General features: G+C 69.9%; 24 protein-coding genes. 6 read left to right on the forward strand and 18 right to left on the reverse strand.

The features are described 5' to 3' along the window. Positions 1-213: 213 nt before the first annotated feature. The 12 genes from recA to ABWO84_RS01375 form a co-directional block, all read right to left on the reverse strand. Entirely contained in the window at positions 214-1,263 is a 1,050-nt protein-coding gene (gene recA / locus ABWO84_RS01320; RefSeq protein WP_353111725.1) for a recombinase RecA, read from the reverse strand. Between the two features lie 244 nt (positions 1,264-1,507). Beyond that, positions 1,508-1,735, reverse strand: coding sequence for a DUF3046 domain-containing protein (locus ABWO84_RS01325; RefSeq protein ID WP_353111727.1), 228 nt, complete (start codon positions 1,733-1,735; stop codon positions 1,508-1,510). Between the two features lie 18 nt (positions 1,736-1,753). Next, entirely contained in the window at positions 1,754-2,062 is a 309-nt protein-coding gene (locus ABWO84_RS01330; RefSeq protein ID WP_025103227.1) for a helix-turn-helix domain-containing protein, read from the reverse strand. 159 nt (positions 2,063-2,221) lie between these two features. Continuing rightward, positions 2,222-2,704 carry a CinA family protein gene (locus ABWO84_RS01335; protein WP_353111730.1) on the reverse strand — a complete coding sequence of 161 codons (483 nt, stop codon included), beginning with the start codon at positions 2,702-2,704 and terminating at the stop codon, positions 2,222-2,224. After that, positions 2,704-3,279 (reverse strand): CDP-diacylglycerol--glycerol-3-phosphate 3-phosphatidyltransferase, encoded by a 576-nt coding sequence (gene pgsA, locus ABWO84_RS01340; protein WP_353111732.1) that lies wholly within the window; start codon positions 3,277-3,279, stop codon positions 2,704-2,706. The genes ABWO84_RS01335 and pgsA overlap by 1 nt, the downstream gene beginning before the upstream one ends. Next, a complete protein-coding gene (locus ABWO84_RS01345) occupies positions 3,279-6,044 on the reverse strand; it encodes a DNA translocase FtsK (protein WP_353111734.1) in 2,766 nt (921 codons plus the stop codon). Before ABWO84_RS01345 ends, pgsA begins: the two co-directional genes overlap by 1 nt. Positions 6,045-6,115: 71 nt before the next feature. Beyond that, a complete protein-coding gene (locus tag ABWO84_RS01350) occupies positions 6,116-7,792 on the reverse strand; it encodes a ribonuclease J (RefSeq protein ID WP_353111736.1) in 1,677 nt (558 codons plus the stop codon). 65 nt (positions 7,793-7,857) lie between these two features. After that, positions 7,858-8,835 (reverse strand): 4-hydroxy-tetrahydrodipicolinate synthase, encoded by a 978-nt coding sequence (gene dapA, locus ABWO84_RS01355; protein WP_353111738.1) that lies wholly within the window; start codon positions 8,833-8,835, stop codon positions 7,858-7,860. A gap of 28 nt (positions 8,836-8,863) precedes the next feature. Further along, the gene (locus tag ABWO84_RS01360; RefSeq protein WP_353111740.1) at positions 8,864-9,256 is read right to left on the reverse strand and encodes an EF-Tu/IF-2/RF-3 family GTPase; all 393 of its coding nucleotides are present in this window, start codon (positions 9,254-9,256) and stop codon (positions 8,864-8,866) included. Positions 9,257-9,277: 21 nt separating this feature from the next. Next, a complete protein-coding gene (locus ABWO84_RS01365) occupies positions 9,278-10,039 on the reverse strand; it encodes an SDR family NAD(P)-dependent oxidoreductase (protein ID WP_353111742.1) in 762 nt (253 codons plus the stop codon). Then, entirely contained in the window at positions 10,039-10,515 is a 477-nt protein-coding gene (locus ABWO84_RS01370) for a dihydrofolate reductase (RefSeq protein ID WP_353111744.1), read from the reverse strand. Before ABWO84_RS01370 ends, ABWO84_RS01365 begins: the two co-directional genes overlap by 1 nt. Continuing rightward, positions 10,512-11,315: a thymidylate synthase gene (locus ABWO84_RS01375; RefSeq protein ID WP_353111746.1), complete on the reverse strand. Its 804-nt coding sequence runs from the start codon at positions 11,313-11,315 to the stop codon at positions 10,512-10,514. The genes ABWO84_RS01370 and ABWO84_RS01375 overlap by 4 nt, the downstream gene beginning before the upstream one ends. Positions 11,316-11,407: 92 nt before the next feature. Here ABWO84_RS01375 and ABWO84_RS01380 point away from each other — a divergent pair, with 92 nt between their 5' ends. The 3 genes from ABWO84_RS01380 to ABWO84_RS01390 all read left to right on the forward strand — a co-directional run bounded on the left by ABWO84_RS01380 (position 11,408) and on the right by ABWO84_RS01390 (position 12,871). Next, the gene (locus tag ABWO84_RS01380) at positions 11,408-11,845 is read left to right on the forward strand and encodes a TlpA family protein disulfide reductase (RefSeq protein WP_353111748.1); all 438 of its coding nucleotides are present in this window, start codon (positions 11,408-11,410) and stop codon (positions 11,843-11,845) included. Next, a complete protein-coding gene (locus ABWO84_RS01385) occupies positions 11,842-12,378 on the forward strand; it encodes a DUF4395 family protein (protein ID WP_353111750.1) in 537 nt (178 codons plus the stop codon). Before ABWO84_RS01380 ends, ABWO84_RS01385 begins: the two co-directional genes overlap by 4 nt. Before the next feature lie 67 nt (positions 12,379-12,445). Then, entirely contained in the window at positions 12,446-12,871 is a 426-nt protein-coding gene (locus ABWO84_RS01390; RefSeq protein ID WP_353111752.1) for an OsmC family peroxiredoxin, read from the forward strand. Between the two features lie 18 nt (positions 12,872-12,889). Here the strand turns inward: ABWO84_RS01390 and ABWO84_RS01395 are convergent, their stop codons facing one another. Continuing rightward, a complete protein-coding gene (locus tag ABWO84_RS01395; RefSeq protein WP_353111754.1) occupies positions 12,890-13,333 on the reverse strand; it encodes a hypothetical protein in 444 nt (147 codons plus the stop codon). 93 nt (positions 13,334-13,426) lie between these two features. Between ABWO84_RS01395 and ABWO84_RS01400 the strand changes: the two genes are divergently transcribed. Continuing rightward, positions 13,427-14,422, forward strand: a complete 996-nt coding sequence (locus ABWO84_RS01400) for an ATP-binding cassette domain-containing protein (protein ID WP_353111756.1) — start codon at positions 13,427-13,429, stop codon at positions 14,420-14,422. Then, positions 14,419-15,243 carry an ABC transporter permease gene (locus ABWO84_RS01405; RefSeq protein ID WP_353111758.1) on the forward strand — a complete coding sequence of 275 codons (825 nt, stop codon included), beginning with the start codon at positions 14,419-14,421 and terminating at the stop codon, positions 15,241-15,243. Before ABWO84_RS01400 ends, ABWO84_RS01405 begins: the two co-directional genes overlap by 4 nt. A 43-nt stretch (positions 15,244-15,286) precedes the next feature. On the opposite strand, the gene ABWO84_RS01410 is transcribed toward ABWO84_RS01405, so the two are convergent. Further along, positions 15,287-18,466: an ATP-binding protein gene (locus ABWO84_RS01410; protein ID WP_353111760.1), complete on the reverse strand. Its 3,180-nt coding sequence runs from the start codon at positions 18,464-18,466 to the stop codon at positions 15,287-15,289. Continuing rightward, on the reverse strand, positions 18,463-19,209 hold the full coding sequence (dapB, locus tag ABWO84_RS01415) for a 4-hydroxy-tetrahydrodipicolinate reductase (protein WP_353111762.1): 747 nt from the start codon (positions 19,207-19,209) through the stop codon (positions 18,463-18,465). The genes ABWO84_RS01410 and dapB overlap by 4 nt, the downstream gene beginning before the upstream one ends. 69 nt (positions 19,210-19,278) lie before the next feature. Between dapB and ABWO84_RS01420 the strand changes: the two genes are divergently transcribed. Beyond that, positions 19,279-19,764, forward strand: a complete 486-nt coding sequence (locus tag ABWO84_RS01420; protein WP_353111764.1) for a GNAT family N-acetyltransferase — start codon at positions 19,279-19,281, stop codon at positions 19,762-19,764. A gap of 15 nt (positions 19,765-19,779) precedes the next feature. Here ABWO84_RS01420 and ABWO84_RS01425 read toward each other — a convergent pair whose 3' ends face one another. The 3 genes from ABWO84_RS01425 to ABWO84_RS01435 all read right to left on the reverse strand — a co-directional run bounded on the left by ABWO84_RS01425 (position 19,780) and on the right by ABWO84_RS01435 (position 23,966). Further along, a complete protein-coding gene (locus tag ABWO84_RS01425; protein WP_353111766.1) occupies positions 19,780-20,382 on the reverse strand; it encodes a histidine phosphatase family protein in 603 nt (200 codons plus the stop codon). Positions 20,383-20,467: 85 nt separating this feature from the next. Continuing rightward, complete coding sequence (locus tag ABWO84_RS01430) at positions 20,468-21,493, reverse strand: aldo/keto reductase (RefSeq protein ID WP_353111768.1); 1,026 nt, start codon at positions 21,491-21,493, stop codon at positions 20,468-20,470. A 199-nt stretch (positions 21,494-21,692) separates the two neighbouring features. Further along, positions 21,693-23,966, reverse strand: a complete 2,274-nt coding sequence (locus ABWO84_RS01435) for a polyribonucleotide nucleotidyltransferase (RefSeq protein ID WP_353111770.1) — start codon at positions 23,964-23,966, stop codon at positions 21,693-21,695. Between the last annotated feature and the right edge of the window lie 75 nt (positions 23,967-24,041).

Here is a 24,041-nt window from a genome sequence, read left to right on the forward strand (position 1 = left end):
AGACTCATCGTCCCAGGTGGAGCGCCAGATTCCCGTCTCTCCCGTGCGTCGAGGGAACACGGGCTGGTCCCGCTCTTCGGGGGCGACGGTCTTCGCGTCGCCGCCCCCGAAGAGCGGGATCACCGGGGCGAGGAACTCCTCAGAGTCCTCCCCGCCCCCGCTGCTCGTCATCATCTTGCGCTCCGTTGATCGCGTGCCATCGGCAGCCGATCATCACGCCGGACGGCGCTGAGCGAGCTCGTCCGCTGTCTCTTCCGGAACCGCGGCACCGCCGATGCCCAGCTTCTGCTTGATCTGGGTCTCGATCGCCGCGGCGATGTCCTCGTTCTTGAGCAGGAAGTTACGCGCGTTCTCCTTGCCCTGGCCGAGCTGATCACCGTCGTACGTGTACCAGGCACCCGACTTCTTCACGATCCCGTGCTCGACACCGAAGTCGATCAGGCTGCCCTCACGAGAGATACCCGTGCCGTAGAGGATGTCGAACTCGGCCTGCTTGAACGGCGGGGCCATCTTGTTCTTCACGACCTTGACACGCGTACGGTTTCCGACGGCCTCGGATCCGTCCTTCAGAGTCTCGATCCGGCGGATGTCGAGGCGGACCGACGCATAGAACTTCAGCGCCTTTCCACCGGCTGTGGTCTCCGGCGACCCGAAGAACACACCGATCTTCTCGCGCAGCTGGTTGATGAAGATCGCGGTGGTCTTCGTCTGGTTCAGACCACCGGTCAGCTTACGCAGCGCCTGGGACATCAGGCGGGCCTGGAGGCCGACATGGGAGTCGCCCATCTCGCCTTCGATCTCCGCGCGCGGCACGAGGGCCGCCACCGAGTCGATCACGACGAGGTCGATGGCGCCGGACCGGATCAGCATGTCCGCGATCTCGAGCGCCTGCTCACCCGTGTCGGGCTGGGAGACCAGGAGCTGGTCGATGTCGACGCCGAGCTTCTTCGCGTAGTCGGGGTCGAGGGCGTGCTCCGCGTCGACGAACGCGGCAATACCGCCGGCGCGCTGGACGTTCGCGATCGCATGGAGCGTGAGGGTGGTCTTACCCGAGGACTCGGGACCGTAGATCTCGATGATGCGGCCCCGCGGCAGGCCGCCGACGCCGAGGGCGACGTCGAGGGCGATCGAGCCGGTGGGGATGACCTCGACCGGAGCACGCTCGTCGCTGCCCAGTCGCATGACCGAGCCCTTTCCGAACTGGCGATCGATCTGGGCGAGTGCGGACTCGAGGGCCTTCTCGCGGTCTGCGGGTGATGGCATGGCGTGCTCCTTCGTATTCGAGAATCTGCCGCCTGTAGGCTGTCGCGGCCGGCCCCCGGATGGGGCCCGCTCACCGACAAGGCGTATGGCTTCGGGCCATGTCTTCACCGTAGGAGTGGCCACCGACATTGCGTCGGGGATCGCACCTGCGCCGAAGAGTTCGGACCCGATCTCCACTTGTGCAGAACGATACGCGTTCCTCGAACAGAGATTCGACGACACGCCGGAGCGGAATCGATCAGAGTTACGGACGACGTCCGCGAGGATCCAGCCGGCCGACACCATAGCGGCGCTCGACGGGCACGTCGGTTTCATCGCAGAGCGCGAGCCAGATGTCCCGCGGCGGAACGCCCGCATCCAGCGCCTCGACGGAGGTCAGGCCGATGCCGCCGAGCACCAGGTCATGGGTCATCGACGATGCGCGCGCTCCGAACTCGTCGGAGGCCGCACGAAGGAACTCGCTGCGTCGCATCCTGTCGCCGACCCGCGGTCAGCGGAGCGACAGCTCGGGCTCGACCGACGCCACCAGGTCGTCGGGGACGACGTCCGGGAAGACCTGGATCCCCTCGAGGACGGAGATGCGGTCGCCGACCTCGCGCATGATCGTCGAGATCGGAACGTCGAGCGCCTCCGCGACGGAGGCGAGGATCTCGCTGGAGGCTTCCTTCTGGCCGCGCTCCACCTCGCTCAGATACCCGAGCGCGACGGATGCCTTGCTCGCGACCTGGCGGAGCGTGCGCCCCTTCTGAAGACGGAAGTCCCTGAGCACATCGCCGATCTCCTGTCGTACAAGGATCATCGGAACCTCCTCTCCATCGTCTCCCCCATCGGCTTCGCCGAAGGGACCGCCAGTCTAACGCGACCGGCTGCCTCTGAATCTACTGTTTCTCGCTGTGGTTTGGTTGTGAGGGCGTCTTGCACACTCGGCATGTCAACTGGAACCGACCAGGCCCGCACGCTATTCCCGGACGAGTTCGAGCGCCGCGGCGATCGCGGCGGCCCTCGCCTGCGCGCGCACCGCTTCGCGGTCGCCTGCGAACACGAAGGAGTGCACCCGCTGGGACTCGGGCGTCACGACGCCGACGTGCACGGTGCCGACCGGCTGGCCGTCCGGGGAGTCGGGGCCGGCGATCCCGGTCGTGCTGATGCCCACATCGGCGGGACGCCCGTCGACTGCGACGGCGCGCCGCACCCCGACCGCCATCTCACGCGCGACCTCGGGATGCACCGGGCCGTTCGCCGCGAGGAGCTCGCCGTCGACGCCGAGCAGGGTGTGCTTCACCGGAGTCGCGTAGGCGACGACCGCACCGAGCAGTGACGCGGACGCACCGGGCACGGTCACCACCTCGGCCGCGACCGCCCCTCCGGTGAGGGACTCCGCGATGCCGAGGGTCCATCCTCGGCCGCGGAGCGCGGCCAGCAGCTCCACGGTGTCGCTCATCAGCTCGCCTTGCGCGATCCCCGCACCTGCGCCACCACGTAGTCGATCCCGCTCGCGACCGTGAGCACCAGGACAGCGATCATCAGCACCAGCGTCACGCCGTGCCAGATCGGCAGGCCGATCCAGACATGGAGCGGGAGCAGCATCCACGACAGTGCGACGCCCTGCACCGCGGTCTTGATCTTCCCCATCCAGGCCGCGGCGACGATGTGCTCCTTCGCCACCATCAGGCGGTGGATCGTGATGCCCCACTCGCGGACCAGGATGATCGCGACGACCCACCAGGGCAGCTCCCCCAGGATCGCGAGTCCGATGAAGCCGAGACCCGTCAGCAGCTTGTCCGCGATCGGGTCCCAGAGCTTCCCGAAGTCGCTGACGATGTCGTACTTGCGGGCCAGATAGCCGTCCACCCAGTCGGTGGAGATCGCGACGATGAAGAGGATCGCCGCCGTCCAGCGGAGACCGAGGTTCGCGTCACCGCTCGCGCCCCCCAGGAGGAGGAGCACGAAGATGAGCGCCGCCAGCGGGATGCGGGCGACGGTGATCGCATTGGGCAGCTGCCGGGGGATGGCCATCAGTCGCGTCCCGTCAGGCCCCAGGCGTCCTCATCGCCGTCGCTCTCGACGACGGGGAGGTCGCGGTACTGGGCCTCGATCGGGTCCTCGGGGTAGAGGTCGTCGGCCCCGGCCGCCGGGGCCGCGGGCGCGGAGGGCGCCGCGGCCGCAGCGGGAGCAGACGACGCGGGCTCATCTCCGCGCAGACGGGCGAGCACACTGGGCAGCTGCTCCGCGGTGGCCAGCACGTCGCGGGCCTTCGATCCCTCCGAGGGGCCGACGATCTCGCGCGACTCGAGCAGGTCCATGAGACGTCCCGCCTTGGCGAAGCCCACCCGCAGCTTGCGCTGGAGCATCGAGGTCGATCCGAACTGCGTCGACACGACCAGCTCCGCCGCGGCGAGCAGCAGCTCGAGGTCGTCGCCGATGTCCTCGTCGACCTCCTTCTTCTGCGTTGCGGCCGCCTCCTGCACATCGGGGCGGTACTCCGGGCGGGCCTGGCCGGTGACGTGCTTGACGACGGCGTCGATCTCGCTCTCCTCGACCCACGCGCCCTGCAGACGGAACGGCTTCGACGAGCCCATCGGGGAGAACAGCGCATCGCCCTGGCCGATCAGCTTGTCGGCACCGGGGCTGTCCAGGATCACGCGGCTGTCCGTCACACTGGTGACCGCGAACGCCAGGCGCGACGGCACATTGGCCTTGATCAGACCGGTGACGACGTCGACCGACGGTCGCTGGGTGGCGAGCACGAGGTGGATCCCGGAGGCGCGCGCCAGCTGCGTGATGCGGACGATCGAGTCCTCGACGTCGCGCGGGGCGACCATCATCAGGTCGGCCAGCTCGTCGACGACCACGAGCAGATAGGGATACGGCTTGAGCACCCGCTCGCTGCCCGGAGGGACCTCGACCTCGCCGGCGCGCACCGCCCGGTTGAAGTCGTCGATGTGGCGGAAGCCGAACGACGCGAGGTCGTCGTACCGCATGTCCATCTCCTTCACGACCCACTGCAGCGCCTCGGCGGCCTTCTTCGGGTTCGTGATGATGGGGGTGATCAGGTGCGGCACGCCGGTGTAGCTGGTCAGCTCCACGCGCTTGGGATCGATGAGGACCATCCGCACGTCCGAGGGACGGGCGCGCATCAGCAGGCTCGTGATCATCGAGTTCACGAAGCTCGACTTGCCCGACCCGGTCGAGCCGGCCACCAGCAGGTGGGGCATCTTCGCGAGGTTCGCAACGACGAAGTTGCCGCCCACGTCCTTGCCCACGCCGATCGTCAGGGGGTGCGTGCTCTTCTGCGCGGCCGGAGAACGGAGCACATCGCCGAGCGACACCTTCTCGCGGTCGGTGTTCGGGATCTCGATGCCGATCGCGCTCTTGCCCGGAATCGGCGAGAGGATCCGCACGTCGTTCGACGCCACCGCGTAGGCGAAGTTGTTACTCAGCTGCAGGATCTTCTCGACCTTGACGCCGTGGCCGACCTCGACCTCGTACTGGGTGACCGTCGGCCCCCGCGAGAACCCGGTCACCTTGGCGTCGACGTTGAACTGCGTGAGCACGTTGGTGATCTGCTGCACAACGCGGTCGTTCGCCTCGGACCGCGCCACCGAGGGCGGTCCCTCGCTCAGCACGGACGGGGCAGGGAGCACATACGGCGCGGCAGGGGGCTGCGGGGCGCCGGCGCCCGGCCCCTCTGTCCCGAACCCGTCGAGACCCGGGAGCTCTCCAGTCGACCCCGAGTCGTCGAGCAGCGCGGTGGTGCTCTGCTCGTCGAGGAGGTCGGTCAGCGCGCTCACGTCGGTGAGCACCTCGGTCGCCGCGTCCGCAGGGTACGGGTCGTCGTCGACGATCACCGCCTGGTCGTACGCCGCCTTGGACCCGGAGTCGTCGAGCAGCGCGGTGATGGCTTGCGAGTCGACGTTCTCGTCCGGATCCTCCTCGCGGCCGGTCTTGTTGCGCCGCCACCAGGGAAGGGAGTCGTCCTTCTCGTCCGCGGTCTCGGCGCCGCCCTCCGGCGTCGCTGCCGGCTGGGCGGCCGAGCGCTCGGCCCCGAACATCCAGGCGTACAGGTCTCCGAGGCGCTGGCCGATGCGGTTCGGCGGCGTCTTGGTCAAGATCAGGATGCTCAGGACCGCGATCAGTCCGAGCACGATGTAGGCGACGATGTCGGTCAGATGCGCGAGGGGCTCGCCGATCATCCAGCCGAACAGCCCGCCGGCCTCGCTCAGCGCGGGCATGCCGTCACGCGGTTGGGCCCTGACGATCACACCCTGTCCGTCCGCGGCTCCGGAGGCGACATGGCAGACGCCGGCGATCGATACCACCAGCATGCCGAAGCCGATCCCGATGCGACCGTTGTCGTGCACCGAGGAGGGATGGCGGAACAACCAGCCCGCGAGGAGCAGGAGGAGCACCGGCATGAGGAACGCCGTGCGCCCCACCAAGAGCCCCACCGAGTAGGCGCTGACCGTCTTCGCGATCTCGTTGCCGATGAAGAACCACTCCACGACCGCGCCAGCGCAGGCGAGCAGCACGATGAAGAACGGGAAGCCGTCGCGACGCTGTTCTTTGTCAAGGCTCTCCGGGCCGAAGACACGGAACAGTCCGCCGACGCCGTGAGCGAGGCCGAGCCACATCCGGACGCCGACCGGCGCCTTGTCCGCCTCGTCAATGTACTTCTTGGGGGCAGGAGCGGCCTTCGCGGGCGACTTCGGCGCCGTCTGCCGCTTCGGGCGCGACGAAGCGCCCTCGGACGCGCGCGCGGACTTCGTGGTGCTCCTGGCCATGCGTCCACGCTACGCCGAACAGCCGACATTCCCGCGTAATGACGCGGTTCTCCGACGAACTCCGCGGGGTGTCAGGCCTCGATGACGAGCGGCACGATCATCGGACGGCGGCGCAGCTTCTGGTTGACCCAGCGGCCGATCGTCCGGCGCACGATCTGCGACAGCGCGTGGTTGTCCCGCACGCCGTTGCCCGCGGCCTCCTTGAGCGCCGCCACGATCTTCGGCGCCACGTCGTCGAACACCGCGTCGTCCTCGGCGACACCGCGCGCGTGGATCTCCGGCCCGGAGATGATGCGCCCGGTCGCGGAGTCGACCACCACGATGACCGAGACGAAGCCCTCCTCGCCGAGGATCCTGCGATCCTTCAGATCGGCCTCGGTGATCTCGCCCACCGTCGAGCCGTCGACGTAGACGAACCCCAGGTCGAGCTGGCCCGCCACCCGCGCCTCGCCGCCCTTGAGATCGATCACCGTGCCGTTGGCGGCGATGATCGTGCGCTCCTCGGGGATCCCGGTGTCCTGCGCGAGCTTCGCGTTCGCGATGAGGTGGCGGTACTCGCCGTGCACCGGAAGGACGTTCTTCGGGCCGAGGATGTTGTAGCAGTAGAGCAGCTCCCCCGCCGCGGCATGACCGGAGACGTGCACCCGCGCGTTGGCCTTGTGCACCACGTTCGCCCCGAGCTTCGTCAGCCCGTCGATCACCCGGTAGACGGCGTTCTCGTTGCCGGGGATCAGGCTCGAGGCGAGGATCACCGTGTCCCCGGGGCCGGGCTCGATCGCGTGATCGAGGTTGGCCATGCGGCTGAGCACCGCCATCGGCTCGCCCTGCGATCCGGTCGACATGTACACGATCTGGTCGTCGGGGAGGTCGCGCGCCTTCTTGTAGTCGATGAGCACGCCGTCGGGCACCTTGAGGTAGCCGAGGTCCTCGGCGATCGTCATGTTGCGCACCATGCTGCGACCGAGGAACGCGACGCGGCGGCCGTGAGCGTGCGCGGCGTCGATGACCTGCTGCACGCGGTGGACGTGGCTCGAGAAGCTCGCCACGATCACCCGCCGCGGTGCCTTCCCGATCACCTGGTCCAGGACGGGTCCGATCGAGCGCTCGGTCGGCGTGAACCCGGGGACGTCGGCGTTGGTGGAGTCCACGAGGAACAGGTCGACGCCCTCCTCCCCCAGGCGGGCGAATGACCGCAGGTCGGTGATGCGGCCGTCGAGGGGCAACTGGTCCATCTTGAAGTCGCCGGTGGCGAGCACGAGCCCCGCCTCGGTGCGGATGGCGACCGCGAGGGCATCCGGGATCGAGTGGTTGACCGCGACGAACTCGAGGTCGAACGGACCGACCTGCTCACGCTGCCCCTCCTTCACCGTCAGGGTGAAGGCCTTGATCCGGTGCTCCTTGAGCTTCGCCTCGACGAGCGCAAGGGTCAGCCCCGAACCGATCAGAGGGATGTCGTTCTTGAGCCGCAGCAGGTAGGGCACGGCGCCGATGTGGTCCTCGTGACCGTGGGTGAGCACGACGCCGACGATGTCGTCGAGGCGCTCCTTGATCGGCTCGAAGTCGGGCAGGATCAGGTCGACGCCGGGCTGGTGCTCCTCGGGGAAGAGCACGCCGCAGTCGACGATCAGGATCTTGCCGTCGATCTCGAAGATGGTCATGTTGCGGCCGACTTCGCCCAGCCCGCCAAGCGGGGTGACGCGAAGGGTGCCGGAGGCCAGCGGTTCGGGATCGGCGATCGGGATGGACATGATGTCTCCTCAGTCGGACACGATCGTGCCCGTTCGTTTCGTGCCGGCGCAGTGCGACGCGATGTTCACCTGGTCGTGCCGTGCACCTTGGGCAGGGCGCCGCCGGCGGCCGCATTGCGGTCGGGGCGGAAGTTCGAGAAGTCGGCGCCGGGGATGTCCGTCACGAGGGCGAGTTCGTCCTCGATGATCGCGGCCTCCCACTCCTCCGGTCCGACGAGGGGCAGACGCACACGGGGGCTGCCGATGCGGCCGAGCCCGTGCAGGACGTACTTCGCGGAGACCGTTCCGGGGACGTGCGTCATCACGGCGCGGACCAGCGGCTCGAGACGCTGGTGCTCGGCCGTGGCGGCGGCGAGGTCGCCGCGGTTCACCGCGTCGACGATCGCCCGGTACGGAGCCGATGTGATGTTCGCGGTGACGCCGATCATCCCGGTCGCACCGATCGACAGGTGCGGGAGCACGTTCGCGTCGTCGCCGGAGAAGTACATCAGGTCGGTCTGGTTCAGCACGCGGCTGACCTCCGAGAAGTCACCCTTGGCATCCTTCACCGCGAGGATATTCGGGTGCTTGGCGAGGCGCAGGATCGTCTCGTACTTGATCGGCACGCCGGTGCGCCCGGGGATGTCGTAGAGGATCACCGGGAGGTCGGTGGCGTCCGCGACGAGGCGGAAGTGCGTGAGGATGCCCGCCTGGGTGGGCTTGTTGTAGTACGGCGTGACGATCATGATGCCGTCGGCGCCGGCCTTCTCGCTGGCCTTGTAGAGCTCGATCGCGTGGGCGGTCTCGTTCGAGCCGCCACCCGTGATGATCTTCGCGCGACCGGCGGACACGTCCTTGCCGACCTCCACGAGGCGCAGCTTCTCGGCATCGGTGAGGGTGGAGGTCTCGCCGGTGGTGCCGGTGACGACGATGCCGTCGGCGCCGCCGGAGATGACGTCGTCCATGTGCTTCTCGACGGCGGGCCAATCGACTTCGCCGTCGGCTGTCATCGGAGTGATCAGCGCGACGAGGACCTGGCCGAAGGGGTTGCCCGAGTGCGTCATGCTCCCAGGCTAGCGCCTCGGCCGCCGCTCACGCGCCGGGAGCCACCCGGATGATGTCTCCCCGGCCGACCTCGACCTTGCCCGCGAGCAGCAGGCCCGCGGAGACCCCGGCGGGTGCCTCCGTCGCGCGCTTCCGGAACATCTCGATGCCCGTGATACGGGTCTCCGCCGAATCCGCGCCGGCTCTCAGCACGACGACGCGGTCGTCCACGCGCATCGTGCCGAGCGTCGTCCTGCCGGTGACGACCTGCCCCCGACCCGTGATCGTGAAGACGTCCTCGACGACGAACTCCGAGATCGTGCTCGATGCCCGGGCGCTCGTCCCGGAGGCGGCATGTCGCACCGCCTCCTCCGCGTGATACTGCCGCAGCATCTCGTCTGCGTCCTGCGGACGGTTCTTCCTGCCGAACGGCCAGCTCATACGACGAGTCTACGAGGACGCTCAGACACGGCCGCGTCGCGCGACACCGGCCGTCAGAGAGCGCGGCAGCACACCGGTGAGGGCGACCACGAGCTTGTAGCGCAGCGACGGGATGGACACGGCCTTCCCGCGGGCCGCATCCCGGAGACCTTCACGCACCACGCTGCGGGCGTCGAGCCAGGCGATCGCCGGGATGCCTTCCCTCCCCGGGGCGAGGCCCATGCGCTCGTGGAAGGTCGTGTGCGTGAACCCCGGGCACACGGCGGTGACCGTCACGCCCTCGCGGGAGTACTCCGCGTTCGCCCAGCGGCTGAAGCCGATCAGCCAGCTCTTGCAGGCGGAGTACGTCGAGCGGGAGATGAACCCGGCGACCGAGGCCACGTTGACGATCCGCCCGCCACGACCCCTCATCGTCTGCAGGGCGGCGTGCATGAGACGCATCGACGCCTCCACGTGCACCCGGAGATGCCGCACCTCGTCAGCGATGTCGTTGTCCGCGAACTGCAGCGGGAGGCCGAAGCCGGCGTTGTTGACGAGCAGGTCGACGGGGTCCGCACCGTCCCGGAGACGGTCGGCGACCCGTTCGACTTCCGACTCGACGGAGATGTCGGCCGGGAGCACCTCCACGGCGACCCCGTGCTCCTCCCGCAACTCCGCCGCGAGCGCGTCCAGCGCCTCGGCCGTGCGGGCGACGAGGATCAGATCCGCGCCGCGCGCCGCGAGCTGTCGCGCGAACTCGGCCCCGAGCCCTGCGCTCGCTCCCGTGATCAGTGCGGTGGGCATCAGCGCTCGTACCTCAGGAACCGGAAGCGCACGCCCGTACGCGACGTCTGCCACTCCCCCTCGGAGACGAGCCGCCATCCCTCTTTGGAAGGAGCATAGGCATCTCCCGCGACCTCGAGGTCGAGCTCCGTGACCTCGAGGCGGTCGGCGTCGGCGATCACCTGGGCGAAGATCTCGGCCCCGCCGATCACCCAGACGCGGTCGAGCCCGCGGACGGCGTCCTGCACATCGGACGCGCGACGCGCCCCCTCCGCCGACCAGTCCTGCTGCCGGGTGATGACGATGTTCTTCCGGCCGGGCAGAGGCCGGAACCGGTCGGACAAGGAGTCCCAGGTCTTCCGCCCCATCACCACGGGCTCGCCCATGGTCGTCTCCTTGAAGTGCGCGAGATCCTCCGGGACGTGCCAGGGCATACCGCCGGATGCTCCGATGACGCCGCCGCGCGCCTCGGCCCAGATCAGTCCCGCCCAGGTCATACCGCGACCGCCGCTCGGATCGACGGGTGATGCCGGTAGTCCTCGACGATGAAGTCGTCGTACTCGTAGTCGAAGAGCGACGCGGGCTTCCGCGCGAAGCGCAGCGTGGGATACGGATACGGTTCCCGGGTGAGCTGCTCGACGACCTGGTCGACGTGGTTGTCGTAGATGTGGCAGTCGCCGCCCGTCCAGACGAAGTCGCCCGGCTCCAGCCCCGCCTGCTGGGCGATCATCATCGTGAGGAGCGCATAGGAGGCGATGTTGAAGGGGACGCCGAGGAAGAGGTCGGCGCTGCGCTGATAGAGCTGGCAGGACAGGCGGCCGTCCGCGACGTAGAACTGGAACAGCGCGTGGCAGGGCGCGAGAGCCATGTCAGGGATGTCGGCGGGATTCCACGCCGACACGATGATGCGCCGGGAATCGGGGGTCTGCCGGATCTGCTCGATCACCTGCGCGAGCTGGTCGATGTGCCCGCCGTCCGGAGTCGGCCAGGATCGCCACTGCACCCCGTAGACGGGGCCGAGGTCGCCTTCGGCATCCGCCCACTCGTCCCAGATGGTGACCCCGTGCTCCTGCAGCCAGCGCACGTTCGAGTCGCCGCGCAGGAACCACAGCAGCTCGTAGGCGATGGACTTGAAGTGCACCCTCTTGGTCGTGATCAGCGGGAACCCCTGCGACAGGTCGTACCGGATCTGACGGCCGAAGACGCTCGTCGTGCCGGTGCCGGTGCGGTCGTCCTTGTGCGTGCCGTTCGCCAGCACGTCGCGGAGCAGGTCTTCGTACGGCGTGGCGACGATCATGCAAGCCACGATACCCGCGGCTCCCGACATCGGGGGCGTCATCGGACGTCACATCCGCGACGGTCTCCGGCGGCGCGGCGTAGCCTCGTGCCGTGCACCTCTCCCTCGCCCTCGTCCTTCTGGGCGCCCTGGTCCTCGCGGCGACCGCCGTAGGTCTGGTCTGGCGTATCAGGGACGGCCGACGACGCGGCCCCTCCGACCGCGACGCCCGCGTGGCGCCCTCCGAGCTGGACGGGCCGCTCGGAGACCGCGGGACCCTCGTGCAGTTCGGCACCGAGTTCTGCGCCCGCTGCCCGCAGGTGCGGAGGATGCTGCGCGACCTGGTCTCCGGCGCCCACGGCGTCGCCCACCGAGAGATCGACCTGACGCACCGCACCGACCTCGCGGCCCGCCATCGCATCCGCACGACGCCCACGACCTTCCTCGTCGACGGTCACGGCACGGTGCGGGCCCGTTTCGTCGGCGTGCCGGCGAGGTCCGATGTCCTCCGGGCTCTCGACGAGCTCCCCGCTCTCCAGGAGGCACGATGACACCGGTAGGTATCGATCCCCGCGGCCCGCGCATCGCCGCGACCATCACGGCCGTCCTGACCCTGCTCGCCACCTTCCTCGGGCTCGTCGGCGCATCGGCCTCCCGCCTCGTCATCAGCGACTCCCCGAGCACGGACGGCGGATGGGGCCTCCCCTCCGCACCGCTGGACGAGCGCGTGGTCGATCCCGCCTTCCTGCTGACCCTCGTCATCGCGGCGCTGTTCCTCTGGGGCGTCCTCTCCCCGCGGACGCAGCCCTGGGCCGTCCTCTTCCGCACGGTCGTGCGTCCCCGGCTCTCCGCCCCGAAGGAGCTCGAGGATCCGAGGCCGCCGCGTTTCGCGCAGGGTGTCGGCCTCTTCGTGGTGGTCGTCGGGCTCGTCCTGCAGCTCGTGGGCGTGCCGCTCGCACTGCCGATCGCGACCGCCGCCGCGTTCGTCGCGGCGTTCCTCAACGCCGCCTTCGGCTTCTGCCTCGGCTGTGAGCTCTACCTGCTGCTGCGGCGAGCCGGGGTGCTGCGCGACGGCATCGCCTGACCGGTTCCTTCCGGCGTTCCCGCTGGGTAGGCTGGCCGCACGACCTGCCCCGAACCGAGGAGGAACCATGCCCGTCACCAGCGAAGCCACCAGCACCTGGACCGGATCGCTTTTCGAGGGATCCGGCACCGTCGCGTTCTCGTCCTCGCGCCTCGGGACCTTCCCGATCGACTGGAAGGCGCGCAGCGAGGGCTCGGACACGACGACCACCCCCGAGGAGCTCATCGCGGCCGCCCACGCATCGTGCTTCAGCATGGCGCTCTCGAACGCGCTCGCCGAGAACGGGACGCCGCCGGAGCGGATCAACACGACCGCGTCGGTCACGTTCAAGCCGGGGACGGGGATCACCGGCAGCCACCTCAACGTGAACGCCAGCGTCCCCGGCCTCACGCCCGAGCAGTTCCAGCAGCTCGCCGAGGGCGCCAAGGCCGGATGCCCGGTCTCCCAGGCGCTCGCCGGCATCGAGATCACCCTGGAGGCCGCGCTCGCCTGAGCGTCGCGCGAGGCGGTCTCAGGCGGCGGTCCTCGCCAGCCGGATCGCCTCGCGGATGCTGCCGCGGGCGTCCTTCCGGCGTCCCGCGGCCTCCTGCACCACCCCGAGACGGTAGCGTGCACGCCAGTCCCCCGGCGCCGCGCCGGCCTCCGCCTCGTACTTCTGCACGAAGGGCCCAACGTCCTCCGCCAGCAGCCGACCGCTGGGCCTGAGGTTCTCCGGCGCCTCCGGCATCCCGCCTTCGCCGTCGAGCTGCTTGCCGAGCCGGTCGGCGGCGAAGCCGAACACCAGCTCCCGGATCATCGCCCAGAGTCCCAGCGGCGCGAGCACGATCAGGGCGACGCCCATTCCGATCGAGACCGGCGTCCCGGTCGAGAGGAACATGACGGCGAGCCAGCCGACCACGACGATGTACAGCATCAGAGCGGCGGCCATGACGGCGACGCCGAGGCGAGAGGACATCCTCCGATCCTAGTTTCGGCCGAGCCGGTCCGCTGACAGGGGGCGACAGCGGACCGACAGCGCGGTGAAAGTGCGGCGGCGGATGCTCGTCCCATGACACACACCTCTGCCGACTGGGCCCTCGAGGCCGACGGACTCGTGAAGGTCTTCGGTGAGAACCGCGCGGTCGACGGCGTCGATCTGCGCGTGCGCACCGGATCCGTGTACGGCGTCCTCGGCCCCAACGGCGCAGGCAAGACCACCACCATCAACATGCTCGCGACGCTGCTGCGTCCCGACGGCGGCAGCGGCCGCATCTTCGGCCACGACGTGGTGCGCGAGGCGCACATCGTCCGCCAGCTGATCGGCGTGACCGGGCAGTTCGCCTCGGTCGACGAGACGCTCTCCGCCAACGAGAACCTGATGATCTTCTCGCGGCTGCTCGGCCTGTCCCGCGCGGAGGCTCGGACCAAATCCGCCGATCTCCTGGAGCGGTTCGGGCTGACCGACGCCGCGCGACGTCCGCTCAAGCAGTTCTCCGGAGGCATGCGGCGCCGTCTCGACCTCGCCGCCTCCCTCATCGCGCAGCCTCCGCTGATCTTCCTCGACGAGCCCACCACGGGCCTCGACCCCCGTACCCGGGGCCAGATGTGGGACACCATCCGCGACCTGGTCCGTACCGGGTCCACGGTTCTCCTCACGACGCAGTACCTCGACGAGGCCGATCAGCTCGCCGATCGCATCGCGGTGATCGACCACGGCAAGGTCGTGGCCGAGGGCACCGCCGACGAGCTCAAGGCCTCGGTCGGCACCTCGTCGCTGCAACTGCGGGTCGCGGATTCCGCGGACACCGAGGACGCCCTCCGCGCCGTCGAGCGCGTGCTCGGTGTGCGGGGGACGCTCTCCCCCGAGGCCTCACGGATCACCGCCCCCATGGCGGACGCCGATCGAGTGACCGACCTGCTGATCACCCTGCGCGAGGCCGGGATCCGCCTGACCGAGATGAGCGTGCAGAAGCCCACGCTCGACGAGGTCTTCCTCACCATCACGGGCCGCTCCACCTCGGACGAGACGCAGCCCGCAGAAGAGAAAGCCGAGGTGCGCGCATGAGCGCCATCGCCGCCACATCGATCGTCCCGGCATCGGAGCGTCGTCTCCGCAACCACGCCAGCCTCGGGCTCGCCCTCCGGAACACGCTCACCATGGCCGGGCGCGGGCTGGTCAAGATCCGCCGCACCCCCGAGCAGCTGATGGACGTCACGCTGCAGCCCATCCTGTTCACCCTGATGTTCACGTACATCTTCGGCGGCGCGATCTCCGGCAACGTGGTCGACTATCTGCCGGTCATCATCCCCGGGATCCTGGTGCAGACGGTCATCACCACCTCGGTGGTCACCGGCGTCCAGCTGCGCGAAGACATGGACAAGGGCGTGTTCGACCGGTTCCGCTCCCTGCCGATCGCCCGCATCGCGCCCTTGTCCGGGGCTCTGCTCGCCGACACGGTACGGTACGGGATCGCCACGGCCCTCACGTTCGCGATGGGCTTCGTGATGGGGTTCCACCCCGCCGGAGGAATCGGAGCCGTGGTCGCCGCCGGGCTGCTGGTGATCGTCTGCTCGTGGGCGGTGAGCTGGATCTTCGCGTTCTTCGGCGTGATCGCGCGCACGGCGTCGAGTGTGCAGGGGATCTCGATGATCATCCTCTTCCCGCTGACGTTCCTGTCCAACGCTTTCGTCCCGGTGGACACCATGCCCACATGGCTGCAGTGGTTCGTGAACGTCAACCCGGTGTCGCACCTGGTGACCGCAGTGCGCGACCTCGTCAACACCAGTACCTTCGGCGCGGACGCGTGGATCTCGCTGCTCGGTGCCGCGGTGATCGTCGCGATCTTCGCACCGCTCACGGTGCGCGCCTACATGCGCAAGGCGTGACGCGGCCGCGTTCGGGGGCGGAGCGGCTCCGGTCGTTCCGCCCTCAGGCGTCCCCTGGACCCTCCAGCACCGCGTATCCGCGGATCACCCGGTCCGCCGGAGTCAGCTTCCCGGCGGCATCCCGCGCGGCCGCGACCGGCGCCGCGCCGACGAGGCGCTCGGCCCGCTCCCGGTGCCATGCCAGTCGCAGACTGGGCAGGTCCTGCCGCACTCCGAGCACCTCGGCGAGCGCGATCGCCTCGATCCCGCGATCCGTCAGGGCGGGACGGCCCAGCGCCCAGGCCGACCAGCCCAGCAGCACGGTGCCGAGCACGGGACGGTCCACCGTCTCGAGCCGCATCCGCAGGCGGTAGCCCGCAAGGGCTCTCCCCCGCAGCCTCCGCGCCCAGCGGTCGACCGGCAGAGCGCCGGTGATGGGGTCCGCCGTCCTCGCCGACACATAGCCCGCCATGGCGAGCAGATACCACGGCGACCGCCGCTGGTCGGCGGTGTGGAACCGACTCATCGCGCGCTCATAGGCGTCGGAGGCCTCCGCCCACTCCCCCGCCAGCCGATGACCTTCGGCGACGCCGAACCAGCCGATCCCGGCCATCTCCAGTCCGTCCCCCGAGAGGTCGGCGGACTGGGCGAGCCGCATGAACAGCTCCCGGGCGTCGTCCTGTCGTCCGAGGGCGAGGAGCACCCCGCCCCGCACGCTGTCCAGCTGCCGCAGCTGATCCTCCGCGGCGTAGAGCTCATAGCCGGTCCTGGCGCGGTCGAGCCAGACGAGCGCGTCTCCGGGGCGGTCGGACTGCGCGGCCATCTCGGCGGCGTTGTCCGCGGCGAGCGCGGCCGCCCAGATCTCGTCGAGCCCGTTCGCGAGTTCCCACGCGCGCTTCGCCGACTCCATCGCGACCTCCGGAAGCCCGAGGTTCTCCGAGAAGTGCGCGAGGAGGAGCTCTCCGGTCAGCCGTGCCCAGGGATCGTCGGATGCGCGCAGCGTCGCCAGGGCGTCCTCGACCGTGTCCTGCCCCGCCGGGGCGGAGAAGACCCGGGCGAGCGCACGCCATGACGGGCTCATCCGCTCCCCCGCCGCGCGTTCCCTCCGGCGCAGCGCGGAGAGCCCGCGGATGCTCGCGGGGTCGTCGGACATGAAGCATCCGACCGTCGCCACGACGGTCGCCATCACGATGATGTCGACCGGGAGGTCGTCCTCGTGCACCCGTGCGGCCGCGCGCAGCAGAGGCGCCCCGAATCCGGTGAGCTCGCTGAAGCTCCCACGGATGAACCAGGACTGACCCAGCACGGCGAACAGCCGCACCGCCTGCACGTCGAGCCCTTCCGCGAGCAGCCGTCTCAGCACGAAGACGAGGTTGTCGTGCTCGGCGCCGATCTCGCGGTGGGCGTCAGCGGTGAGCGCTCCCGGGAAGTTGGCCGCTCGAAGGCCGTGCTCGGCGGTGAAGGCCTCCACCCAGTCCAGCACGGCATGCCACGCGCCGGTCTCGCCCTCGGCGCCGGCATCGGCCAGCCGCGCGACCCCGAACTCCCTGACCGTCTCCAGCATCCGGAACCGGACCCCGAGGGGCGACTCGATCACCTGCAGCAGCGACTGGTCGGCCAGCCGTCCGAGGACCTCGTCCGCGGAGCCGATGCGGAGGATCGCCGCGGCACTCACCCCGGAGAACCCTCCCGGCAGCAGGGAGAGCACCGCGAGGGCGCGGCGGGCCTCGTCGTCGAGGAGATCCCAGCTCCAGGAGATCACCGCCTCCAGCGTGCGATGCCGGGCGGGGGCCGTGCGGTCTCCGGAGGTCAGCAGCGCGAAGCGGTCCTGCAGACGCTGCTCGATCTGCGCGACGGACAGGGTTCGCGCCCGCGCGGCGGCGAGTTCGATGGCGAGCGGCAGCCCGTCCAGGTGGGCGCAGAGGCGGGCCACCGCGTCGAGTTCGATCGCGACACCGGGACGCACCGCCCGCGCCCGCTCGAGGAACAGGCGCACCGCGGGCGCCGTCTCATCCTCCGCGATCTCGAGCGGCTCCAGTGGGAGGAGTCTCTCCGCCGAGATCAGCAGGGGCGATCGGCTCGTGGCGAGGATGCGCAGCGCAGGCACGACGGCGAGCAGGTCGGCGGCCCAGTCGGCGACGCCGTCGATCACCTGCTCGCAGTTGTCGAGGACGATGAGCGTCTCCCGGTCGGCGAGCGCCGCCACGGTCCGCGCCCGGAGGTCGGGCCACGCTCTCGGATCGGAGAACCTGCCGCTCGCGGTGTTCGCCTCTCCGATGCCCAGCGCCGCCGCGATCGCGAGGGGCACGTCGGCGTCGGAACGGACGCCCGCGAGCGGCACGAAGACCGCCATCGGGGCGTCGGTCTCGGTCGCCACCGCGTGCGCGAGCCTCGTCTTCCCGAGCCCACCCGGCCCGATGAGGGTGACCAGCCGGGAAGTGCCGAGCAGCGTCACGGCTGCGCGCAGCGCCTCGTCACGGCCGATCAGGGCGTTCGGGGCGGCGAGGACGCCGATGCGCACGCGCGGCACCGCTCGTTCCTCCTGCTCGCGGAGCAGACACGCGTTCAGGTCGGTGAGGGCGCGGCCGGGTCGGGTGCCGAGCGCTTCCTCCAGCCGCGACCGGAAGACGGCGAAAGAGGACATCGCCTCGGCCGCTCTGCCGCCCTCGGCCAGCGAGGTCATCAGGCCGTGCTGCAGCGCCTCGTCGAACGGATGCGTCTCGGACAGCGTCGCGAAAGCGGCCGCCGCCTCCTCCGGGAGCCCGGAGAGCGCGAGGCACTCTGCGCGCCGCCGCAGCAGTCGCTCACGGACGACGCTCGCCTCGCGCCGCAGCTGCTCCCCCGCCGGTGCGTCGCCGATGTCGTCGCCGGGCTCGCCGCGCCACAGCGCGAGGGCCTCGTCGCACAGTGCCAGCGCCTCCGGGGCCGCCGCGGCCTCCGCCCCGCCCGCGAGCGCCCGCGCGCGCCCCAGGTCGGTCTCCTCCGCACGGACGGCGTAGCCCGTGGGAGTGCTGGTGACGAGATCGGCGCCGACCGCCGACCGTAGCCGCGAGACGAGGGTCTGCAGCGCGGCCCGAGGATTCTGCGGCGGCGCGTCGCCCCAGATCTCGTCCGCGAGGGCCGCCGCCGACCGCGGCTCGCCGCCTGCGGAGACGAGCGCCGCCGCCAGCGCACGCATGGCGGCTCCGCCGGCCTGTCGTCCCGCCAGCAGCACCGACCCGAGGACGGCGACGCCTGCGCTCATGCGCTCGGGCTGAGGCCGAGATCGATGATGTTCTCGAGGCCGACCACCACGCCGCGGGCGTCGCGGGCGTAGGGCAGCGCCAGACGGATGCCCGGAGCGTACGCGGCGGCGGAGTCGACGGTGTCGTGCGTGATGGTCAGCGACTCTCCGGCGCCGGACAGGATGACCTCCTGCCTGGCGATCACCCCGGGCCTGCGGAGGGAGTGGACGGGGACGCCCGCCACCCGCTGTCCGCGGGCGCGCTGATCAGCGTGCGGGGCGGCCACCGGGGCCTGCCCCTCCCTGGCGGCGGTCATCTGCTCGGCGGTCCGCACCGCGGTGCCGCTGGGAGAGTCGATCTTGGAGTCGCGATGCGCCTCGATGATCTCGGCGAACGCGAAGAAGGGCGCCGCCGCCGCCGCGAGCGCCGTGCCGAGCGCCGACCCGAGCGAGAAGTTCGGGATGAAGACCGCGCCCGTTCCGGCCGCGTCCACGAGCGGGCGAACCAGCGCGATGCGCTCCTGCGACCACCCGGAGGTGCCGATGAGCACGTTGAGTCCGCGATCGGTCGCCGCGCGCACGACCTCGACGCTCACCGACGGGGTGGAGGCGTCCACGACGAGGTCCGCGCCGTCGAGTTCGTCGAACTCGCTGGAGGATCCGAGCACGCGACGCACCTCGAAGCCGTCGAGCCCGTCGATCACCTCATGGATGATGCGACCGAGCTTCCCGGTTCCGCCGACAAGGGCAACCTGCGTGGTCATGACCCCAGTCTATGGATGCGCACGGCGTGCGGGCCGACGCCGGGCGGGTGTCGGCGGTACCGTTGCCACATGGTGACGTTCCGCGCTGTCTCCCCGGTCGCTCCCGAAGCCGTGGCAATCCTGTCCGAGTACTTCACGATGCGCGCGGAGACGTTCCCCGGCCACGCGTACAGCCCGGTCTTCCCCGGCGCGGACGCCTTCCGGGACCCCGACGGCGTGCTGCTGCTCGCCGTCGACGAGCACGACGGCGAGTCGGAGATCGCGGGCTGCGGCGCCATCCGGCGGCTGCCCGATGGGGACGCCGGCGTGCGCTTCGAGGTCAAGCACCTGTTCGTGCGCCCCTTCACGCGCGGTCGAGGCACCGGACGCGCGCTCCTGGAGGAGCTGGAGAGACGGGCCAGGGTCTTCGGCGCGACCGAGCTCGTACTCGACACCCATCACACGCTGGAAGCCGCCGGCGCGCTGTACGCACGCAACGGATTCACCTCCGTCGAGCCCTACAACGACAACCCCAACGCCACGGTCTGGCTGCACAAGGAACTCACCACGTCGTGAGGTGGACAGGGCCTCCTATACGGTCGCGAAGTCCGGCAGGCCCGTGCGCAGCTCCATCGGGAGATGGCCGAGGTCGTTGTGCGTGAGCAGGGACCAGGGCCTCCCCTGCTTCTGCGCGATCACGGTGAGCCCGCAATGCGCCTGGTTGAGCGTCATCCACCGCCACTCGGGCGCGCCGAGCACCTCCCGCACGAACCAGCTGATCACGAAGTTGTGTGTGATCAGCACCTCGTGCACCTCGCCGTTCTTGCGCATCAGGAACTCGTTGACGGCATCCGACATCTGCGCCCCGCCGGCCTCGATCTCCGCATCGGTGATCGAGCCGAAGAAGGGCTCGAAGGCCGCCGGCGTGTCATCGGTCATCCCGGTGGGGACGCAGTCGAACAGCAGCGCGGAGGGCTCGGGGTCGACCGACGGGAGCCTTTCGGCGATCGCCCTCGCGGTCTCCGCGGCGCGGAGCAGCGGCGAATGCCAGACGGCGTCGAGCGGGAGCCCGGAGAGCCGGTCGGCGATCAGCTCCGCCTGCCGCTGACCCCGTGGGGAGAGGGGTCCGTCGTCGACGCCGTGCTCGGCGTCCTGGTGTTCGCCATGTCGGACCAGATAGATGTAATGCGTCACAACCCGCTCGCTTCGTCGCCGCCTCATCGGGGCTCTTCCAGCCTAGCCGGTGCCGCCGACGTCGTGTCGGGCCCGGCCGTGGAACTCAGTTGCCGGCGCGCGTCAGCTCGGCCAGATGCGTGCGCGGGAGGGAGACCCCCGCGCCCTGCATGAGCTCGTCGACGTGCTCCGTCGCGAAGGCGTTGACGATCGGCGCGGCGATCGTGCGCTGGGCGAGCAGCCACGCGATCGACACCGCCGCGACCGGAACTCCGAGATCCGCGGCCGCGTCGTCCAGCGCCTTCAGCACGCGGATGCCCCGGCGGTTCAGGTGTCCGCGCAGCTGCTCTCCGCGCACGCCGCCCGTCCCGTGCTTGCTCCTGTGCCGCCCGGAGAGGAAGCCGTGCTCCAGCGCGTGCGACGGCGTCACCGCCAGACCCTGTGCACCGGCGACGAGGCGCAGATCGCCCTCGAAGACCTCACGGCGCAGGAGATTGTAGGGCTCGTCGAGCACCGTGATGCGCGGATAGCCGGCCGAGGCGAGGATGCGCGCCTCGACGAGCCGCTCCGCCGCGAAACGGAATGCGCCGACGTGGCCGATCTTGCCGGTCTCGCGAAGCCATTCGACGGTCGCCAGAGTGTCTTCGAGGTTCGTGGTCTGATCGAAGGTCGCGTCGAGGTACAGCACGTCGATCCGCTCGACGCCGAGTCGCGTCAGTGATCCCTCGACGGCGCGGACCAGGTTCACCGAGCCGAGCCCGGGGTTGTCGGCGTGCGCTCCGATGCGCACGCCGAGCACGATGTCGTCGTGGGCGCCGCGGGACCGCAGCCACTGCCCGATGATGTGCTCGCTGCGCCCACCGGAGAAGCCGTCGGCCGTGTGCACGGCGTTGCCACCGAACTCGAGGTAGCGATCGAGGATGCCGTGGCTGGTCTCGAGGTCGACGTTCCAGCCGAACTCCGCGGCACCGAGCACCAGCGGGAAGGTCGAGAGGCCGGTGTCTCCGAGGTCGACCCGGATCCCTTCGCCGATTCCGGGACCGATCACCGGAATCGGGGCGGACGGATGCTCCTGCGTCTGCGGCGTGGCGCGATCCGGTGCGGCTGTCGCGCCGACGCCGAATATGCGCATCTTCCTTCACCCCCGCGGACTCTTCCGAGATCCGGTAATCTACGCACCCCCGTGCGTACACATACGAGAGTAGGCGACGTTTCGCGGCATCCCCGCCGATTCAGTGAACGGCGGAGAACTTTCCCATAACGGTTTGGTCACAGGCCGAGAGCCCGGTCGCGCTGCGCGGGACCGGGCTCTCGGATGTCTGACGGACGGATCAGGCCTCGGCCGTCTCCTCGGCGGCCGGAGCCTCCTCGGCGGCGTCGTCGAGCACCGGCTCGAGCGACAGCTTGCCGCGGTCGTCGATCTTCGTGATGCGGACGAGGATCTTCTGGCCGACCGAGAGCACGTCCTCGACGTTCTCGACCCGCTTGCCACCGGCGAGCTTGCGCACCTCGGTGACGTGCAGCAGTCCGTCCTTACCGGGGAGCAGCGAGATGAAGGCGCCGAAGCTGGCGATCTTCACGACGGTTCCCAGGAACTGCTCGCCGATCTCGGGGTTGGTCGGGTTGGCGATCGCGTTCACCTGCGCACGGGCGGCCTCGGCCGAGGGGCCGTCGGTCGCGCCGATGTAGACGGTGCCGTCCTCCTCGATGGAGATCTGCGCGCCGGTCTCGTCCTGGATCGCGTTGATCGTCTTGCCCTTGGGGCCGATCAGCTCGCCGATCTTGTCGACCGGGATCTGCACGCTGATCACGCGCGGAGCGGTCGGCGCCATCTCGTCCGGCGAGTCGATCGCCGCGTTGAGCACGTTGAGGATCGTCAGGCGAGCGTCCTTGGCCTGGGTCAGCGCACCCGCCAGCACCTCCGAGGGGATGCCGTCGAGCTTGGTGTCCAGCTGGATCGCGGTGACGAACTCGCTGGTGCCGGCGACCTTGAAGTCCATGTCGCCCAGCGCGTCCTCGGCGCCGAGGATGTCGGTCAGCGCCGCGTAGCGGGTCTGACCGTCGACCTCGTCGGACACCAGGCCCATCGCGATGCCCGCGACCGGGGCGCGCAGCGGCACACCGGCGTTCAGCAGCGACAGGGTCGAAGCGCACACCGAGCCCATCGAGGTGGAGCCGTTCGAGCCGAGCGCCTCCGAGACCTGGCGGATCGCGTAGGGGAACTCCTCGCGCGTCGGCAGCACCGGGGCGAGCGCGCGCTCGGCGAGGAAGCCGTGCCCGATCTCGCGACGCTTCGGCGACCCGACGCGGCCGGTCTCACCGGTCGAGTAGGGCGGGAAGTTGTAGTGGTGCATGTAGCGCTTGCTCGTGACGGGCGACAGCGAGTCGATCTGCTGCTCCATCTTGAGCATGTTCAGCGTGGTGACGCCCAGGATCTGGGTCTCGCCGCGCTGGAAGATCGCGGAGCCGTGCACGCGCGGGATGACCTGCACCTCGGCGTCCAGCGGGCGGATGTCCGCCAGCCCGCGGCCGTCGATGCGCACGTTCTCGGTGAGGATGCGTCCGCGGACGATCTTCTTCGTGACCGACTTGTACGCCGCAGAGAACTGGCCCAGCGCCGAATCCGGCAGGGTGCCGGCCTCGACCGCGGAGACGAGCTCGCCCTTGACGCGGTCCTTGATCGCGTCGTCGGCGTTCTGGCGCTCGATCTTGTCGGCGATCTGGTAGACGCCCACCAGCTCGTCGTAGGCGCGCTCGGCGACGAAGTCGTAGACCTCATCGGCGTACGGCGGGAAGACCGGGTACACGCCCGGCTCCTTCGACGCCTGCGCAGCCATCTCGGCCTGTGCCTTGACCAGCTGGGAGATGAACGGCTTGGCGGCCTCGAGGCCCTGGGCCACGATCTCCTCGCTGGGCTTGGTCGCGCCGGCCTTGATGAGGTTCCAGCTGTTCTCGGTGGCCTCGGCCTCGACCATCATGATCGCGACGTCCTCGGTGCCGTCGGCCTTGGTGACCACGCGGCCCGCGACGACGAGGTCGAAGACGGCCTGCTCCACCTGCTCCACGTTGGGGAACGCGACCCACTGATCGGCGTGCTCGCCGTGTCCGGGGATGAGCGCCAGGCGCACGCCGGCGATCGGGCCGGAGAACGGCAGACCCGAGATCTGGGTGGACGCGGACGCCGCGTTGATCGCCAGGGCGTCGTAGTACTCGCCCGGGGCGATCGACAGCACGGTGATGACGATCTGGACCTCGTTGCGGAGGCCGTCGACGAACGACGGGCGCAGCGGACGGTCGATCAGACGGCAGACGAGGATCGCCTCGGTGGACGGACGCCCTTCACGGCGGAAGAACGAGCCGGGGATCTTGCCCGCGGCGTACGAGCGCTCCTCGACGTCCACGGTCAGCGGGAAGAAGTCGAAGCCCTCGCGCGGCTGCTTGCTCGCCGAGGTCGCCGACAGCAGCATGGTCTCGCCGTCGAGGTAGGCCGCCACCGAGCCCTGCGCCTGCTGGGCGAGGCGTCCGGTCTCGAAGCGGATGGTGCGGGTGCCGAAGCGGCCGTTGTCGAGAACGGCCTCGGTGGCAGTGATTTCAGGACCTTCCAAGAGGTCTCTCCTTCTTTGTTTAGGCTCGCCCGCCCGTGTGGCGTACGAGTGTTCATGAAGGAGCGGATACGGAGA

Origin of the sequence: Microbacterium sp., assembly GCF_040394595.1 — a bacterium.
Taxonomy (GTDB): Bacteria; Actinomycetota; Actinomycetes; order Actinomycetales; family Microbacteriaceae; genus Microbacterium.

What these genes read in the sequence shown, in the direction of transcription:
- ABWO84_RS01375 (WP_353111746.1), bottom strand. Translation starts at nt 11,315, where the DNA reads ATGATCGTCGCCACGCCGTACGAAGACCTGCTCCGCGACGTGCTGGCG.
- ABWO84_RS01385 (WP_353111750.1), top strand. Translation starts at nt 11,842, where the DNA reads ATGACACCGGTAGGTATCGATCCCCGCGGCCCGCGCATCGCCGCGACC.
- ABWO84_RS01330 (WP_025103227.1), bottom strand. Translation starts at nt 2,062, where the DNA reads ATGATCCTTGTACGACAGGAGATCGGCGATGTGCTCAGGGACTTCCGT.
- dapA (WP_353111738.1), bottom strand. Translation starts at nt 8,835, where the DNA reads ATGACGCACTCGGGCAACCCCTTCGGCCAGGTCCTCGTCGCGCTGATC.
- ABWO84_RS01365 (WP_353111742.1), bottom strand. Translation starts at nt 10,039, where the DNA reads ATGCCCACCGCACTGATCACGGGAGCGAGCGCAGGGCTCGGGGCCGAG.
- ABWO84_RS01345 (WP_353111734.1), bottom strand. Translation starts at nt 6,044, where the DNA reads ATGGCCAGGAGCACCACGAAGTCCGCGCGCGCGTCCGAGGGCGCTTCG.
- ABWO84_RS01400 (WP_353111756.1), top strand. Translation starts at nt 13,427, where the DNA reads ATGACACACACCTCTGCCGACTGGGCCCTCGAGGCCGACGGACTCGTG.
- ABWO84_RS01405 (WP_353111758.1), top strand. Translation starts at nt 14,419, where the DNA reads ATGAGCGCCATCGCCGCCACATCGATCGTCCCGGCATCGGAGCGTCGT.
- ABWO84_RS01430 (WP_353111768.1), bottom strand. Translation starts at nt 21,493, where the DNA reads ATGCGCATATTCGGCGTCGGCGCGACAGCCGCACCGGATCGCGCCACG.
- pgsA (WP_353111732.1), bottom strand. Translation starts at nt 3,279, where the DNA reads ATGGCCATCCCCCGGCAGCTGCCCAATGCGATCACCGTCGCCCGCATC.
- ABWO84_RS01335 (WP_353111730.1), bottom strand. Translation starts at nt 2,704, where the DNA reads ATGAGCGACACCGTGGAGCTGCTGGCCGCGCTCCGCGGCCGAGGATGG.
- ABWO84_RS01395 (WP_353111754.1), bottom strand. Translation starts at nt 13,333, where the DNA reads ATGTCCTCTCGCCTCGGCGTCGCCGTCATGGCCGCCGCTCTGATGCTG.
- dapB (WP_353111762.1), bottom strand. Translation starts at nt 19,209, where the DNA reads ATGACCACGCAGGTTGCCCTTGTCGGCGGAACCGGGAAGCTCGGTCGC.
- ABWO84_RS01360 (WP_353111740.1), bottom strand. Translation starts at nt 9,256, where the DNA reads ATGAGCTGGCCGTTCGGCAGGAAGAACCGTCCGCAGGACGCAGACGAG.
- ABWO84_RS01420 (WP_353111764.1), top strand. Translation starts at nt 19,279, where the DNA reads ATGGTGACGTTCCGCGCTGTCTCCCCGGTCGCTCCCGAAGCCGTGGCA.
- ABWO84_RS01410 (WP_353111760.1), bottom strand. Translation starts at nt 18,466, where the DNA reads ATGAGCGCAGGCGTCGCCGTCCTCGGGTCGGTGCTGCTGGCGGGACGA.
- recA (WP_353111725.1), bottom strand. Translation starts at nt 1,263, where the DNA reads ATGCCATCACCCGCAGACCGCGAGAAGGCCCTCGAGTCCGCACTCGCC.
- ABWO84_RS01390 (WP_353111752.1), top strand. Translation starts at nt 12,446, where the DNA reads ATGCCCGTCACCAGCGAAGCCACCAGCACCTGGACCGGATCGCTTTTC.
- ABWO84_RS01325 (WP_353111727.1), bottom strand. Translation starts at nt 1,735, where the DNA reads ATGCGACGCAGCGAGTTCCTTCGTGCGGCCTCCGACGAGTTCGGAGCG.
- ABWO84_RS01370 (WP_353111744.1), bottom strand. Translation starts at nt 10,515, where the DNA reads ATGACCTGGGCGGGACTGATCTGGGCCGAGGCGCGCGGCGGCGTCATC.
- ABWO84_RS01350 (WP_353111736.1), bottom strand. Translation starts at nt 7,792, where the DNA reads ATGTCCATCCCGATCGCCGATCCCGAACCGCTGGCCTCCGGCACCCTT.